Source organism: Carnimonas nigrificans ATCC BAA-78, from assembly GCF_000526695.1.
GTDB classification, from domain to species: Bacteria; Pseudomonadota; Gammaproteobacteria; order Pseudomonadales; family Halomonadaceae; genus Carnimonas; species Carnimonas nigrificans.
On record NZ_JAGO01000011.1, the window covers coordinates 40,042 to 56,168 of the forward strand.

At 55.9% G+C, this 16,127-nt stretch carries 12 protein-coding genes; 10 read left to right on the plus strand and 2 right to left on the minus strand.

Features of this window, described 5'->3' with window-relative positions; genetic code table 11:
• Window position 1: 1 nt before the first annotated feature.
• The 10 genes from dnaE (at window position 2) to L881_RS12795 (ending at window position 12,808) form a co-directional block, all read left to right on the plus strand.
• Window positions 2-3,502, plus strand: a complete 3,501-nt coding sequence (gene dnaE, locus L881_RS0103890) for a DNA polymerase III subunit alpha (RefSeq protein ID WP_025732406.1) — start codon at window positions 2-4, stop codon at window positions 3,500-3,502.
• A 164-nt stretch (window positions 3,503-3,666) separates the two neighbouring features.
• On the plus strand, window positions 3,667-4,620 hold the full coding sequence (accA, locus tag L881_RS0103895; protein WP_025732407.1) for an acetyl-CoA carboxylase carboxyl transferase subunit alpha: 954 nt from the start codon (window positions 3,667-3,669) through the stop codon (window positions 4,618-4,620).
• Window positions 4,621-4,634: 14 nt separating this feature from the next.
• Window positions 4,635-5,924: a tRNA lysidine(34) synthetase TilS gene (gene tilS, locus L881_RS0103900; RefSeq protein WP_025732408.1), complete on the plus strand. Its 1,290-nt coding sequence runs from the start codon at window positions 4,635-4,637 to the stop codon at window positions 5,922-5,924.
• Between the two features lie 512 nt (window positions 5,925-6,436).
• Window positions 6,437-7,696 carry a transcription termination factor Rho gene (gene rho, locus L881_RS0103905; RefSeq protein WP_025732409.1) on the plus strand — a complete coding sequence of 420 codons (1,260 nt, stop codon included), beginning with the start codon at window positions 6,437-6,439 and terminating at the stop codon, window positions 7,694-7,696.
• 183 nt (window positions 7,697-7,879) lie between these two features.
• Window positions 7,880-9,349, plus strand: a complete 1,470-nt coding sequence (gene ubiD / locus L881_RS0103910) for a 4-hydroxy-3-polyprenylbenzoate decarboxylase (RefSeq protein ID WP_025732410.1) — start codon at window positions 7,880-7,882, stop codon at window positions 9,347-9,349.
• 84 nt (window positions 9,350-9,433) lie between these two features.
• Window positions 9,434-10,198, plus strand: coding sequence for an FAD-binding oxidoreductase (locus L881_RS0103915; RefSeq protein ID WP_025732411.1), 765 nt, complete (start codon window positions 9,434-9,436; stop codon window positions 10,196-10,198).
• Window positions 10,198-10,917: a dihydromonapterin reductase gene (gene folM / locus L881_RS0103920; RefSeq protein ID WP_025732412.1), complete on the plus strand. Its 720-nt coding sequence runs from the start codon at window positions 10,198-10,200 to the stop codon at window positions 10,915-10,917. Before L881_RS0103915 ends, folM begins: the two co-directional genes overlap by 1 nt.
• Before the next feature lie 61 nt (window positions 10,918-10,978).
• Window positions 10,979-11,185: a hypothetical protein gene (locus L881_RS0103925; RefSeq protein ID WP_025732413.1), complete on the plus strand. Its 207-nt coding sequence runs from the start codon at window positions 10,979-10,981 to the stop codon at window positions 11,183-11,185.
• Between the two features lie 400 nt (window positions 11,186-11,585).
• Window positions 11,586-11,711: a hypothetical protein gene (locus L881_RS14035; protein ID WP_281172167.1), complete on the plus strand. Its 126-nt coding sequence runs from the start codon at window positions 11,586-11,588 to the stop codon at window positions 11,709-11,711.
• A 44-nt stretch (window positions 11,712-11,755) separates the two neighbouring features.
• Window positions 11,756-12,808, plus strand: coding sequence for a 3-deoxy-7-phosphoheptulonate synthase (locus L881_RS12795; RefSeq protein ID WP_034578593.1), 1,053 nt, complete (start codon window positions 11,756-11,758; stop codon window positions 12,806-12,808).
• Between the two features lie 98 nt (window positions 12,809-12,906).
• Here L881_RS12795 and putP read toward each other — a convergent pair whose 3' ends face one another.
• Both putP and dps read right to left on the minus strand, forming a co-directional pair.
• On the minus strand, window positions 12,907-14,391 hold the full coding sequence (gene putP, locus L881_RS0103935; protein ID WP_025732414.1) for a sodium/proline symporter PutP: 1,485 nt from the start codon (window positions 14,389-14,391) through the stop codon (window positions 12,907-12,909).
• A 957-nt stretch (window positions 14,392-15,348) separates the two neighbouring features.
• A complete protein-coding gene (dps, locus tag L881_RS0103940) occupies window positions 15,349-15,873 on the minus strand; it encodes a DNA starvation/stationary phase protection protein Dps (protein ID WP_025732415.1) in 525 nt (174 codons plus the stop codon).
• Between the last annotated feature and the right edge of the window lie 254 nt (window positions 15,874-16,127).

A 16,127-nucleotide genomic window follows, 5' to 3' on the forward strand; every position in this document is an offset into this window, starting at 1 on the left:
TATGACTCCTTTCGTACATTTGCGTGTTCACAGTGAATACTCGTTATCCGATGGACTGGTTCGCCTTAAGACATTGAACAGCGCTACCCAGCAGATGGGGATGCCGGCAATATCGGTGACCGACGAAAGCAACCTGTTTGGGCTGGTCAAGCTGTACACGGCTGCTCAGGGAGCGGGCGTCAAGCCGGTGATTGGCGCCGACTTCTGGATGTACAACGCGCAGGATGAAGGGCATCCGTACCGGTTGACCCTGTTCGCGATGAACAATGTCGGCTATCGCCATCTGATCGAGCTGATTTCACGAGTCTGGCAGGAAGGTCAACAGCTCGGCCAAGCGTTTGTTCACAAGGAGTGGGTATTCGAAGCCTCCGAAGGGCTGATCGTGTTGTCCGGCGCGCGCGAAGGCGAAGTGGGGCGTTTGCTGTTAAGCGGCCACAAGGAGACCGCGCGCACGGTACTGGGTGAATGGCAGCGCTTTTTCCCCGACCGCTTCTATCTTGAGCTACAGCGTACCCAGCGTGAAAACGATGAAGAGTGCCTGCACCTGTCGGTAGAGCTGGCGGCGGCTACCCAGACTCCCGTGGTGGCTACCAACGATGTGCGGTTTATCCACCGTGACGATTTCTGGGCCCACGAAACGCGAGTGTCGATTGGTGAAGGTCGCGCCCTTGATGACCCCCGTCGCGAGCGACGCTTCAGTGAAGAGCAGTACCTGAAGTCGCCCGATGAAATGGCCGCACTGTTTGCAGATGTACCTTCTGCGATCGAGAACACCGTCGCTATCGCCGCTCGCTGTAGCGTCGATGTGCGGATGGGGGAGTACTTCCTGCCCGAATACCCCATTCCTGATGGCATGACCATCGAGGAATTTATTTCGAAGATCTCCTATGAAGGGTTGGACGAACGCCTTTATCAGCTTTTCGATGCGCCGGATGCCATCTATAGCGGTCGCCAGCGTGCCGAGGAAGAGCCAGCGTACCGCGAGCGTCTTGAGTTTGAGCTTAATATCATCAACCAGATGGGGTTCCCCGGTTACTTCCTGATCGTGATGGACTTCATCCAGTGGGCCAAGGATAACCAGGTGCCGGTAGGGCCGGGGCGTGGCTCCGGGGCGGGGTCGCTGGTCGCCTATTCGCTCAAGATTACCGATCTTGACCCTCTGGAATATGATCTGCTGTTCGAACGTTTTCTTAACCCAGAGCGTGTCTCGATGCCCGACTTTGACGTCGATTTCTGCATGGAGAAGCGTGATCGGGTAATCGACTATGTGGCTGATCGCTATGGGCGCAACGCGGTATCGCAGATCGCTACCTTCGGCACCATGGCGGCCAAGGCGGTGGTGCGTGATGTGGCGCGTGCGCAGGGCAAGCCGTATTCGCTGGGCGACAAGATCTCCAAGCTGATTCCCTTCGAAGTGGGCATGACGCTGGCGAAAGCCATCGAGGCCGAGCCTGCGCTCAAAGAGTATGTCGCCAACGACGATGAAGCCGGCGAAATCTGGGAGATGGCGCTCAAGCTTGAAGGCATTACCCGCGGTACCGGCAAGCATGCCGGTGGGGTGGTGATTGCGCCTACCAAACTGACTGACTTCTCGCCGCTGCTGTGTGATGAAGAAGGCCACGGGCTGGTGACGCAGTTCGACAAAAACGATGTCGAAACCGTTGGTCTGGTCAAGTTCGACTTTCTTGGCCTGCGCACGCTGACGATTATCGACTGGGCGCTGGAAATGGTCGATAAGACCCGCGCGCGCGATGGCGAAGAGCCGCTGGATATCAGCACCATTCCGCTGGATGACAAGCCGACCTTTGATCTCCTGAAGAAGGCTGAAACTACTGCTGTCTTCCAGCTTGAATCGCGCGGCATGAAGGAGCTGATCAAGCGCCTGCAACCCGATTCCCTTGAGGATATGATCGCGTTGGTGGCGCTATTCCGCCCCGGGCCGCTGCAATCGGGCATGGTGGATGACTTTATCAACCGTAAGCATGGCCGTGCCGAATTGGCTTATCCACACCCGGATTATCAGCACGAGCTGTTGAAACCGGTGCTTGAACCCACTTACGGCATCATTCTGTATCAGGAACAGGTGATGCAGATTGCCCAGGTACTGGCAGGCTACACGCTGGGTCAGGCCGATATGCTGCGTCGTGCCATGGGCAAGAAAAAGCCCGAAGAGATGGCCAAGCAGCGCCAAGGCTTCCTGGATGGCTGTGCCGCCAATGGTATCAATAATGATCTGGCGGGCAACCTCTTCGATCTGGTAGAGAAGTTTGCCGGTTATGGCTTCAACAAGTCGCACTCGGCGGCTTATGGTCTGGTGTCCTATCAAACCGCGTGGCTCAAGACCCATTACCCAGCGCCTTTCATGGCGGCGGTTATCTCTACCGAAATGGACAACCTCGACAAGGTAGTACCCTTGATCGAGGAGTGCCGGCGCATGAAGCTGACGGTCACACCGCCGGATGTCAATCTGGGCAGCTATAAGTTCAGCGTTAATGACAAGGGCGAAGTCGTCTACGGGCTGGGTGCAATTCGCGGAGTGGGTGAAGGGCCGATAGGGGCGATTGTCGAAGCGCGCGATGCTGGCGGTCCCTTTGTGGATATCTTCGACTTTTGTGAACGTATCGACGCCAAGCGCCTCAACAAACGTACCCTGGAAGCGCTGATTCGCGCGGGTGCACTCGATAATATCGGTCCGAACCGTGCTGTGATGATGGCCGCCCTCGATGATGCCATGAAAGCGGCATCGCAAAGCCACGCTAACCAGAGTGCGGGCATCATCGACATGTTTGGCGATGTGTTTGGCAGCGCTGAAGAAGAGGGCGACAACTATGCCGATTATCGTGATGCCCGCCAGTGGGCGGATCGCGAACGGTTAGGGGGCGAGAAGGACACCCTGGGCCTCTATTTGACCGGCCATCCCATTGATGAGTATGAGCCTGAAATCAAACGCTTCGTCTCGACGCGCATCAACGAGCTTAAGCCGTCGCGCCAGCCGCAGCGTGTAGCAGGGCTGGTGGTCGGGACTCGCACCATGAAATCAAAGCGTGGCGATACCATCGCCTTTGTCACCTTGGACGATCGTACGGGTCGCATTGAAGCCTCATTATTTGGTGAAATGTACGATCAGGTACGCGGGCAGCTGGACGATACGCAGGTGCTGATTGTCGAAGGAGAGGTTTCCACCGATGATTACTCCGGCGGACTGCGGATGCGTGTGAAAGAGATTACGCCTATGGTGGATGCGCGTATGCGCTATGGCGATGCGGTAGAGGTAAGCATTGATGGCAGCCGGCTGGACGCGCACTTCGCCCGCGCGCTGCGTGAAGGGCTGAGCGCCCATCTGGATACCAACGGCTTGCCGGTGCGCATCCGTTACCGTAACAGCGCGGCCAGCGGCGCTCTCCAACTGGACGAATGCTGGCGGGTTGCGCCCAGTGATGAACTGCTTATTCGTCTCACTGAAGTGCGGGGGCAGCAGAATGTACGCCTCTGCTATCGTTAACTCCCAATGCCTTCGACGCCGCACGGCTTTTCGTGACGTGTCAGGCATGGGATAATGTCTCACTTTTGTGTCCGGGGGAGGTTGTTAGGCTCCCTCAAACATGCCGGCATAGCGCTGCGTTCGCGCGGCTGCTGGCCCTTTGTCAGAGCTTTTAGACACGCCCTATGAATCCCAATTATCTGGACTTCGAACAACCTATCGCGGAACTTCAAGACAAGATTGAAGAGCTTCGTCTGGTAGGTAACGACAGCGAAATCAACTTGTCCGATGAGATCGGCCGGCTGGAAGATAAAAGCCGCAAGTTGACCGAGCAGATTTTCCGTGAGCTTACGCCGTGGCAGGTATCGCAGCTGTCACGCCATCCTCAGCGCCCCTATACGCTGGATTACATTGAGAACATCTTTACCGAATTCGACGAACTGCACGGTGACCGTGCCTTCGCTGATGATTACGCGCTGATTGGCGGCATTGCGCGACTTGATGACAAGCCAGTGATGATTATTGGTCATCAGAAGGGGCGTACCGTCAAGGACAAGGTAAAGCGCAATTTCGGCATGCCGCGTCCTGAAGGCTACCGCAAGGCCATTCGCCTGATGGAAATGGCCGAGCGTTTCAATATGCCGGTGCTGACCTTCATTGATACGCCTGGGGCCTATCCCGGTATCGACGCTGAAGAGCGTGGTCAGAGTGAAGCCATTGCCTATAACCTGGCCGTTATGTCTCGCCTGAAAACACCGATCATCTCGACGGTAATCGGCGAAGGTGGCTCAGGCGGTGCGCTGGCTATCGGTGTATGCGATGAGCTGCTGATGATGCAGTATTCGACATATTCGGTTATCTCGCCGGAAGGCTGTGCTTCCATTCTGTGGAAGAGTGCCGAGCGCGCTTCCGACGCGGCGCAGGCAATGGGCATTACCGCTGCGCAGCTCCAGGAGCTGGGCTTCGTGGATTCGCTGATCAAGGAGCCGTTGGGAGGCGCACACCGCCGCCCCCAGAGTGCGGCTGAAAGCCTGAAGGAGTCACTGACGGCCTCCGTTGATAAGCTGCAACAGCTTGATCACAGCGAGCTGCTTGATCGACGCTATCAGCGCCTGATGAGCTTCGGCGCTCCAGCCTGATATAACGTCAGATCATGATCTTCTCTAACGCTGCCCCAGGTGATATTTCGCTTGAGGCAGCGTTGTTGTCTGTAGCGGAGCGACCCAGGGTGTGGCTGGCGTTGTCGGGTGGGCTGGATAGCGTTTGTCTGCTGCGGCTGGCGATTTCCGCCCATCAGCGTCTTCAGTGCGAAGGCCAGCGTGTGCCGGCACTGGCTGCCATTCATGTGAATCATCAGTTGCAGTCCGCTGCCTCCGAGTTCGAGCATTTTTGCTGCACGCTTTGCGATAACGTCGGGATTGCGCTCAAGGTTTTGCACCCTCAGGTAACCGAGAGCGGGCAAGGGCTGGAAGCCGCTGCTCGTGAGGCGCGCTATCGTGCGTTCGGTGAGTGTGTCGCGGCCAATGAAGTAGTGTGGCTTGCCCATCATCGCAACGATCAGGCGGAAACCTTTCTCTTGCGCAGTCTGCGTGGCAGCGGGCTGACCGGACTATCAGCGATGCCGCCACAGCGGCCACTGGGAAAGGGCATTCTACAGCGCCCTCTGCTCTCTTTCCGGCGAGCCGAGCTGGAGGCACTGGCGCGCGAACAGGGGTGGTCATGGGTAGAAGATCCTTCCAATGCCACGCTCGCGTTTTCCCGTAACTACCTGCGCCACCGTGTTATTCCTGCGCTGGAAAAGGAGTGGCCGCATGCGGTTGGCTCCCTCGCTGGCTGTGCCGAGCAGCTAGGCGAGCAGCGCCAGTTGCTGGAAGAGTACGCCGCGCAGGATTTGGCAGATATTGAGCTGACGCCAGGTGTGCTGGATCAGGCGGCTTTGCTGGCCCTGAGCAGCACGCGTGCTGCGCTGCTGATTCGACATGCATTGTCGCAACGCGCTTTGGCAACGCCGCCGCGCGCAGTGATGGCGCAGTTGCTGCGACAGTTGGAGGCTCGGCCCGATAGCGTGGCTGAGGTGAAGTGGGCGGATGTGGTCGCACGGCTATGGCGAGGGCGGCTTTACATGGAACGTGCGCGTGAAGCCCCCGATGCTGGCTATTGGCAGCGCCTGTTGGTGCAGTGGCAGCCATGTCGCCAGGATGGCGCAGCGGCTTCGCTATGGTGCCAGCCGCGACAAGGCGGTGAGCGACTATTGGTGGGGCAGCAGCACCGGCGGGTTAAACAGCTATTGCAGGAAGCGGATATTCCTCCGTGGCAGCGCCATTGGGTGGGGGTTGTGTATTATGCAGGGAATAATAATGAGCCGGTCGCATTGCTAGGTGAGCGGTGGTCCCGGTTTGCCGATGGGTGGCAAGCAGGGAGTCATTACTCTTTCGGTAACTAAGGCAAAGACAACCGCAACATTCGTTACTATGCTACTGATGGTTTAAGCAATTTTCGGTTTTTCGCTTGCGTTGTGTTTCTGTGTTGCATACTATTCGTGCAGTTAGCCCGCTCTGGTGCTCCCAACGGCCTCTGCAGCCGATTTCACCTGGAATCTCTCTGACGCGTTCAGTCAGTTGATACCCCAATTTATTGTTCGCTTTTCGCTAGTCACCCAGGTCCATCCGCTTATTTTGCTCCTGTATCGTTTGAGGATGCACAATTGCAGACTGAGCGTTGATCGCTATGTTTTCCATCGGTTCCAATATCGCGGGTACAACGGTGCCTTCAGGCGATGCACAGTGCTGAACCGGCCGCTGCTAGTGGCAGCCGCATCTGCTATGCACACGTCTCTCACACGCTCAAAAGGCGTGAAGGCCCATTCCCTCAAGATTCCATATCGTGCTTAACGGCACTTGTCTTCCCATTATGCCTCGCTGATAAATCAGCCCTTTCTCTCTTTGAAACAAGCCAATGAATCTAACTGAACTTAAGCAAAAGACCGTTCCGGAACTGCTCGAACTTGCGCAGAGCATGGGAATTGATAACGTCGCACGTTCGCGCAAGCAGGACATTATCTTCGCCATCCTTAAAAAGCATGCCAAAAGTGGCGAGGATATCTATGGCGATGGCGTTCTCGAAATCCTGCAGGACGGGTTTGGGTTCTTGAGAAGTGCGGACAGCTCTTACCTGGCTGGCCCTGATGATATTTATGTATCTCCTTCCCAGATCCGCCGCTTCAATTTGCGCAAGGGCGATACCATCTCCGGGAAGATTCGTCCGCCGAAGGAAGGTGAGCGTTACTTCGCGCTGCTGAAAGTCAGCCAGATCAACTTCGACCGTCCCGAGAATTCAAAGCACAAGATTCTCTTTGAGAACCTGACGCCGCTCTTCCCGGACGAGCGTCTGACCATGGAGATCGGTAACGGCTCAACCGAGGATCTCACCTCGCGCATCATTGATCTGACATCGCCGATCGGTAAAGGCCAGCGTGGTTTGATTGTGTCGCCGCCCAAGGCCGGTAAAACCATGATGATGCAGAACGTGGCCAATGCCATCGTGCGTAACAATCCTGAATGCTACCTGATTGTTCTGCTGATTGATGAGCGCCCTGAGGAAGTGACCGAGATGTCGCGCACCGTGCGCGGTGAAGTAGTTGCTTCTACCTTTGACGAGCCGCCCGCACGCCACGTTCAGGTTGCGGAGATGGTAATCGAGAAGGCCAAGCGACTGGTCGAGCACAAGAAAGATGTGGTCATCATGCTTGACTCCATTACCCGTCTGGCGCGTGCCTACAATACCGTTGTGCCTTCTTCTGGCAAGGTGCTGACCGGTGGTGTTGATGCTCACGCACTCGAGAAGCCAAAACGTTTCTTCGGCGCGGCGCGTAACATCGAAGAGGGCGGCAGTCTGACCATTCTGGCCACCGCACTGGTCGATACCGGCTCGAAGATGGACGAAGTGATCTTCGAAGAGTTCAAGGGCACCGGTAACATGGAAGCGCACCTTGATCGCAAGCTCTCTGAAAAACGCGTCTTCCCGGCGATCAACATTCGTCGCTCAGGCACGCGCCGTGAAGATCTGCTGTGCTCGGAAGAAGAGATGCAGCGTATGTGGATTCTGCGCAAACTGCTGAATCCGATGGATGATGTTGCGGCTACCGAGTTCCTTATCGAGCGTCTGAAGGATACCAAGACCAACGATGAGTTCTTCGAGGCGATGAAGCGCCGTTAATAGGAAACTGTTATATAGGCCAAACAGTAGTGTTGTAGGCGCAAGAAGGGGCGAATGCTATGATGCATCGCCCCTTTTTATTTTGCAGGGTAATGTGCCTACAGCGTGTTGTCGCTAAAGGCGTGAAAGTCGCTGTACCAAGGTAGCCAAATACCGTCAGGTACGCAGGGTTGGAAGAACGTCATGCAATACAAGGATTTACGCGACTTTATCGCGCGTCTGGAAGAGATGGGCGAGCTTAAGCGCATTTCGGCCGAGGTGGATGCTTACCTTGAGATGACCGAAATTTGCGATCGAGTGTTGCGTGACGGTGGCCCGGCGCTGCTGTTCGAAAATGTACGCGGCCATGATATGCCGGTGCTCGCTAATCTGTTTGGGACGCCTCGCCGTGTCGCACTGGGCATGGGGCAGGACGATGTATTCAAGCTGCGCGAAGTGGGCGAGCTGCTAGCCTTCCTGAAAGAGCCTGATCCGCCCAAGGGCATGCGCGATGCGTGGGAAAAAGCGCCGCTTCTGAAGAAAGTGCTCAGCATGGGGCCAAAACGGGTGCGCAAGGCCGCTTGTCAGGAAGTGGTGCTGGAAGGTGACGACGTTGATCTTGATCGCTTGCCGATTCAGCATTGCTGGCCCGGCGATGCCGGCCCTCTGGTGACCTGGCCATTGGTAGTGACTCGTGGCCCCCATCGTAAGCGTCAAAACCTGGGCATTTACCGGCAGCAGAAAATAGGCCGTAATCGGCTGATTATGCGCTGGCTGTCACACCGTGGCGGGGCGCTCGATTTTCGCGACTGGCAGCAGCAGCATCCCGGCGAGCCTTTCCCGGTCGCTGTCGCGCTGGGCGCTGACCCTGCCACCATTCTGGGGGCGGTAACGCCTGTACCGGATACTCTCTCGGAGTACGCATTTGCCGGTTTGCTGCGCAATAGTAGAACCGAGCTGGTGAGCTGTGGGCATGCCGATCTTGAAGTACCTGCTTCTGCCGAGATTGTGCTGGAAGGCTTTATCTATCCTGACGATATCGCCCCTGAAGGCCCGTTTGGTGACCACACCGGTTATTACAACGAAGTCGATTCCTTCCCTGTTTTCACTGTTACCCGCATCACGCATCGCCGTGAAGCGATCTATCACTCGACCTATACTGGCAGGCCACCGGATGAACCGGCAGTGCTGGGGCTGGCGCTGAATGAAGTATTTGTGCCCATTCTGCGCAAACAGTTTCCCGAAATCATCGACTTCTATCTTCCTCCTGAAGGCTGCTCCTACCGAATGGCCGTGGTATCAATGCGCAAGCAGTATCCGGGGCACGCCAAGCGAGTGATGATGGGCGTTTGGAGCTTTCTGCGCCAGTTCATGTACACCAAGTTTGTTATCGTGGTGGACGACGACATCAATACGCGCGACTGGAAAGATGTGATCTGGGCCATCACCACGCGCATGGACCCTGCACGGGATACGGTGATGGTCGAAAATACGCCCATTGATTACCTTGACTTTGCCTCTCCGGTGAGTGGGCTGGGGTCAAAAATGGGCATGGATGCCACCTCCAAATGGCCTGGGGAAACCAGTCGTGAATGGGGCGTTCCCATCGAGATGGATGAGCAGGTGAAGGAGACCGTAACGCAGCGCTGGAGCGAATACGGGCTCGATCAATAAAGAAGCGTTTGCCAGAGGTCAGCATCGGCAGGTCGCTGTACCTTCCAGGCTAACGCATTTAACCCAATCAGACGGACATGCAGCATGAGCGTGACAACCACTAACGCGACAATTGACAGCATTGAAACCCTCGCCCCCGATGTACTGCGCGTATTTCTGCGTATGGAAGGAGAGGGGATCGCCCATGCGCCGGGGCAATATCTGGAAATATCGGTAGAGGTTGACGGTGAACCGAAGTGGGTGCCGTTCTCCATTGCCAATGCGTACCGTGGTGACGGGCTGCTTGAGCTGCATATTCTGCGTGTCGAAGAGAGCAGAAGTAATACCGCGCTGCGCAAGGTGCTGGAAGTTGGCCGAACGCTGAATATTCGGTTGCCCAAGGGGGACACGGTATTCCGTTTGGGGGATTCCGCCCCCTTGCTGCTGGTCGGGGCAGGCACCGGTTTCGCGCAAATGAAGGCGATCACGGAAGCGGTGCTGGCGCATGATCCCGATCATCATATTGATCTATGGTGGGCGGCGCGCAGCGCTCGCGAGCTATATATGGATCACTTGCCCCGCGAATGGGCGCAGCGCTACCCCAATCTTCACTATCACCCCGTGATCGAAGAGCATCAGCCCGGCGGCAATGAGCAGGATGACCTTGAGTTTCTGGTTGAGCGCATCGACCAGGCGCTGACCAATACGCTGACCGCCACCCAGCACTACAGCGTCTATATTTCGGGATCGCCAGGCATGGTCTATGCCGTCGTGGATGCGCTGGAAGCCATCGAGCCGCTGACGGAGCGGGTATTTTCCGATGTCTTCAGCTATGCCCCCAGACCGTCAGCGCAAGGTGCAGCCCGCTAATGCCTCAATCGCCTGTATTGATTACCGGCGGAGCGCAGCGGCTGGGGCGTTACCTCGCTGAACGCCTGCTGGATGAAGGGTATCCCGTCATCATTACCTACCTGCGCGAACGTGATGCCGTGGCGGCCATGCGCGCGCGGGGAGCGACGGCCATTCAGGCCGATTTTTCCAGCAGTGCGGGCATTATCGGCTTCATTGGGCATCTGAAGGAGAGTACGCCGCGGCTTCGCGCCATTATCCACAATGCCTCGGTGTGGCTGCCGGATAACGCTGAGGATATCGAGCAGGAAGCCGATACATACGAACGGATGTTTCATGTGCATATGCAGGCGCCCATGCTGATCAATACGCATTGTCGTGAGCTACTGCTGGCGGGGCCTGAGCCGCTGACCGACATCATTCATATCACCGATTTTTCAGCCGCGCATGGCTCGCGCCGCCACTCCGCTTATGCGTCATCCAAGGCGGGGCTTGAAAATCTTGCCAGATCATTTGCGGCTCGCTATGCGCCTGATATCAAGGTCAATGCCGTCGCGCCAGCCGCTATCATGCTGAATCGCGGTGATGATGCCCGCTACATTGAAAAATTGAAGCGCAAGTCGGTACTTGATGTACTGCCGGGGCCTTCCGCTGTGTGGGAGAGCGTACGTTATCTGCTGGATGCTCGTTTTGTTACCGGAACAGTGCTCTCTGTTGATGGCGGGCGCGGGGTGAAATAGTGTTGATGGATAGATACTCGTTCGAGTATCGTCGGTATATCAGCCATGCAGGAGCCATCCTATGCCATGCGACCCTCGGCCTCGTGCCGCATCAGCTCGTCACTTTCCCGGCAGCAGCGTACAGCGCGACTGTGCAGAACTGTCACCTGGCGCATTATGGCGACGTGAACCGGTAGCGCTATGCTGTACTGCTGCCATACTCACGATGCTGGCTGCGGTCAGTGCATTGCCTGCACTGTTTATCTGGTGGGAAGTTATTTCAGGCTGAATGCGCTTGAGAATCCATCTGTCCCGGCGTATGGTCGATATATTGGCAGCAAGGCTGATGTTCGCGCATTCCGTAGCAGTGCGACATCAATCAACATAAACGCAGATTAACGTAGGGCACATTATGGCAGCGTCACATTTGCTCCAGACTCGTATGCCTGGTACGTGCATTTCCATGGAAGCGCGTGCTGCTCTTGCGTTATGTCATGAAGAAAAGAGCGCTGCTCCCGGCAGCTCCAACTATTTTGGGTATTGGTTTAGCCACAGGCGCGCCTGATACCCCACAGGCGTGCCCACCAGAGGCCGCCTGATACCGCTACAGTTAAACCCCGGTCAGGCTTCCTGACCGGGGTTTTCGTTTTGGTGCAGTGACTACCTGATTTACTTGAAAGGAGATTGTTATGACCTATTCCAACGCTTCTTATCCCAACAGCATCTCTGATGTTCGATTTAGCGTGCGCTGGCGGCCTTATACCTCCCTGCGCGGCCAGCGCTTCTCCGACCTCTCTTTACGAACCCGACATTGAATTCAGCAGCGCACCTGATGCGCTGATCTCAAGGAACCGCTCTTATGACCACCGATACCACTGAAGCCGTAACCTCCCAGCCTGTTCTCAACGGGCAACTTCCGAGCATTGCCTGCCTGCGCGATCAATTTCCCCTCACGCCTGAATTGACACGGCGTATTGCCCAGCAGCGTGAGCAGGTTCGCAATATCATCAACGGTCAGGATTCACGCATGCTGGTCGTGGTAGGGCCTTGCTCGCTGCATGACCGGCGCTCTGCTCTGGAGTATGCTGAGCGTTTGGCATCGCTCTCTCGTCAGGTGGACGACCAACTGTTACTGGTGATGCGCGCTTATATTGAAAAACCGCGTACCACAGTGGGCTGGAAGGGGCTGCTGTATGATCCGTTCCTTGATGGCAGTGATGACATGGCCTCAGGTCTCGAAATGAGCCGTGCGCTGATGATCGAACTGCTGGAGCGCGGTGTTCCGCTTGCCAATGAATTATTGAACCCGATGGTGGCCGGGTATTTCTCTGATCTTCTGGCATGGGGAGCGATAGGGGCACGTACCACTGAATCACAGGTTCACCGTGAGCTTGTCAGTGGCTTGCCGTTCCCGACCGGCTTCAAGAATGGCACCGACGGCTCCTTCGGCGCAGCGTGTGACGCTATTGGTGCTTCTGCCAGGGCGCATCACTATTTTGGCCTCAGTGAAACGGGCATGCCTTCGATGGTGGCTACGCTTGGCAATCCTGATACGCATATGGTGTTGCGTGGCGGAAGAAACGGCCCCAACCATGATGAACAGAGTATCGCGCTCGCGCGAACAGCGCTTGAGCAGGCGGGCTACTGCCCCAGCATCATGGTGGATTGTAGTCATGGTAATAGCCTCAAGGACCCCACGCGGCAGCCGCTGGTGTTCGAGGACGTGGTACGTCAGCGTTTGAACGGCGAAAGAAGTCTGCACAGTGTGATGATCGAGAGTCATCTGGAAGAGGGCAAGCAGCCGATCTCTAATGCTATGCGCTATGGGGTGTCGGTCACCGATGGCTGTCTAGGCTGGGAGAATACGGCCACGCTCCTGCGGCAAGCGGCTGACCGCCTGCGTGCTCAATAAGAGTTCTATCAACGGGAGCATCACTATAAAAAGACCGGAGCTTTTGGCTCCGGTCTGATCGTTTTAGAGGCCCCAGCCGAGGCCCTTGGTGATGTGGACTAGCGCGCCTTGTATTCGCCAGCATCTCCCGTGGCGCAGCTCACTACGAGAATGGCAATGAGGGAAGCAGCGAAGCCGGGAATGATTTCGTAGATGCCGGGGCCGCCCAGGAACGAATCGCTCCAGCCGAGTGAGATCCAGACCATCACGGTAACTGCGCCCACGATCATGCCAGCGATGGCGCCTGTGCCGTTGGTGCGAGGCCACATCAGAGACAGAAGGATCAACGGTCCGAAGGCTGCGCCAAAGCCGGCCCACGCATTACTCACCAGCCCCAGTACCTGTGAATCCGGATTGGAGGCGATGATTGCCGCAATAATGCCCACTGCGACCACGCTCACACGACCGATGAGGACGGTTTCCTTCTCGGTTGCTTCCTTGCGCAGGAACAGACGATAGAAGTCTTCAGTCAGCGATGAAGAGGCCACCAATAGCTGGCTGGAAATGGTGCTCATGATCGCCGCGAGCAGAGCCGCATAGAGGAAGCCGGTGATGAGCGGATGGAACAGCAGGTTGGAGAGTACGATGAAGATCGTCTCCGGGTCCTGTACGTCCAGCCCATTGCGCACGGCATAGGCGCGACCGAAAACACCGACAGAGATCGCGCCGATCAGCGAGATCAGCATCCAGCTCATGCCGATGTTGCGGGCAGCAGGAACGTCCTTGAGAGAACGAATGGCCATGAAGCGCACGATGATGTGGGGCTGACCGAAGTAACCGAGTGCCCAGGTGACAGCCGAGAGCCAACCGATGAAGGTCAAGCCGCTGGTCCAGGAGAGCAGGTTGGGATCGACTTCGTTAAGCGTTTGGGTAGCCTGGGACAAGCCGCCGCCACCTTCACCGAACAGTACTACCGCAGGCATGATGACTAGTGCCAGCATCATGATGCAGCCTTGCACGAAGTCGGTCAGACTCACGGCAAGAAAGCCACCGATGACGGTATAGACCAGCACTATGCCGAGGGTGATGATGATACCGGTGGCATAGTTGCTCAGACCTCCGATGTTAATCACTCCTGCAAAGGCGCTGTCGAAGAGCTTGCCTCCAGCCACCAGCCCCGAGGCGGTATAGATGGCGAAGAATACGACGATAACGATGGCCGAGATCGTGCGCAGTGACATGGCGCGTGTCGGAAAACGGTTGGAGAGGAACGCTGGAATGGTGATTGCGTTGCCGTAGCGAACGGTCTGCTCGCGCAGGCGCGGGGCTACCAGTATCCAGTTCAAGAAAGCTCCGATGAAAAGACCGATACCGATCCAGGCTTGCCCAAGACCTGAGATGAATATGGCCCCAGGCAAGCCCAACAGCAGCCAGCCGCTCATGTCCGAGGCACCAGCAGATAGCGCGGTGACCTGAGGGCTGAGGGTTCGGCCCCCCAGTATGTAATCTTCGGATGTAGAAGTGGACGTGCGCATGGCGTACAAGCCGATGGCGATCATCAGTACGAAATAGGCAATCAGACTGATCCAAACCCCAATGGCCATAAAGGCATCTCCTGTTGCGTAATTATTAGTTAGGATTTGCCCTCATTTGGAAATGTGAACAAACCTTATTGGTTTTTTTAGTGGTAGTGTGCGGCGCTTCCCAATCGTGAGGAGAAACACAAGTTGCCCTGCAATATTTAGAAGCCGGTTCAGATTACCATGAAAAACAAGGGTTACCATCGCAGGCTCAATGAGTGAGGTGAGAAGGGAACAGACGCTGGAAGCTCAGAAATGTGGGATGAGTTTGAAGATTTTTGCCCTTGGGTATCGCGCAGCTGTAATGCCAAAAAACGAGCTATAACCTATGTCATTGCTGGACTCGATCACTGCACTGAACTGGTCGGGGGATAGCAAATGGTGTGTCGAAGAGTGCCGATCTGCTAGGTGCCCAATGGCTTGATACCCTGCATTGATGACAGTGGTTAGTGCTACGAAAGTATCATGTATGATGCGGTGTGATGTGGAAGGAAGTGAGCTTGTCCTCTGCAAGAAAGTGGCGCTCGGGTTGTAGATTGACACCGTCTACGAATGGCCCACGGCGAGCTTTTTCATTAATTATAAGTATGGCGTAGAGAGCTTTCTGCCGGTTGAGCTATCCAGCAGAATCTCGGGTATATAGTGGAGGCTAAATAGCGCGTCGCATAGGAGAGATGGGGCGTACTGTGTGAGAAATCCATACCGTGATTCTGGTGGATAATCGCGACCCTTATGGGGGGAGGGAGCGGGAACTGTTAGCGTAATTTGCGGCGAAGATTAAACGGTAATCTCTGAGCAGAACGGCAAAGAGAGCAGGGCATCAAGGCGGGAAGGGTCGTTATCGTCGCAATAGCAGAGGCGATGAACGGGTAGATAAGCGAACATCGAATGCTTGCTCAGGGAAGAAAGCTTCTCTAAACAAAAACCGGAGCGCCAGGCTCCGGTTTTGTCTGAAAGCGTATCAGCTTCTGATTGATGCGCTTACTTCTGCAGGTGCGATTCGATGAACCACAGGTTCTTGTCGAGGCCGCGAGAAACTTCGGTGAACAGGTCAGAAGTGTCCTGGTCGCCAAGCTCGTCGGTGTCATCAATCGCCTTGCGCACCAGGTTGGCAGCATCACCATAGTGATCAGCCAACGCCTTCAGGTGATCTTCCACCTGATGGATATTGGTGGGATAGGCGTTCAGGTTGGTGTTCTGACCAACTGCCTGAACTGTACCCAGGGCAGTACCGCCCAATTGAGTGGCACGTTCTGCAACGGAATCAACGAAACCGTCAACTTCAGCACGGAAGCCGTCGAGCATTTCGTGGACGCCAATGAAGTTGGAGCCTTTGAGATTCCAATGAGCCTGCTTGATTACCAGCTGAAGATCTATGAGGTCAGCCAGGCGCTCGTTGATAATGGCTACTACCTTGGCACGAGTATCGTCGCTGAGGCCAATGCGTGTAGCGAAGAGGTTGCTGGCATTTACTTCGTTGATATTGCTCGGATTTGCACTGCTCATGTTAGTTACCCTTCTCGTGTGAGAATGATGTGACAGCTTGTGCGACTATCCTGCCACGGTTAGGAACTTGTACCTGCCCTTATAAATGCGCCTGATGACGTGCAATTTCAAGTGCTGAAAGCGACTTTCTTTGTTACTGGCTAGACAGTGTAGATGCACTGGTGCGGTATTGCCAAAAGAGAAGTATCGCTGGTTGTTTCAGCTCACCGGCAAGCCTCACGCCCCGTTGCTACACGTAAAAAAGCCGGGAGCCT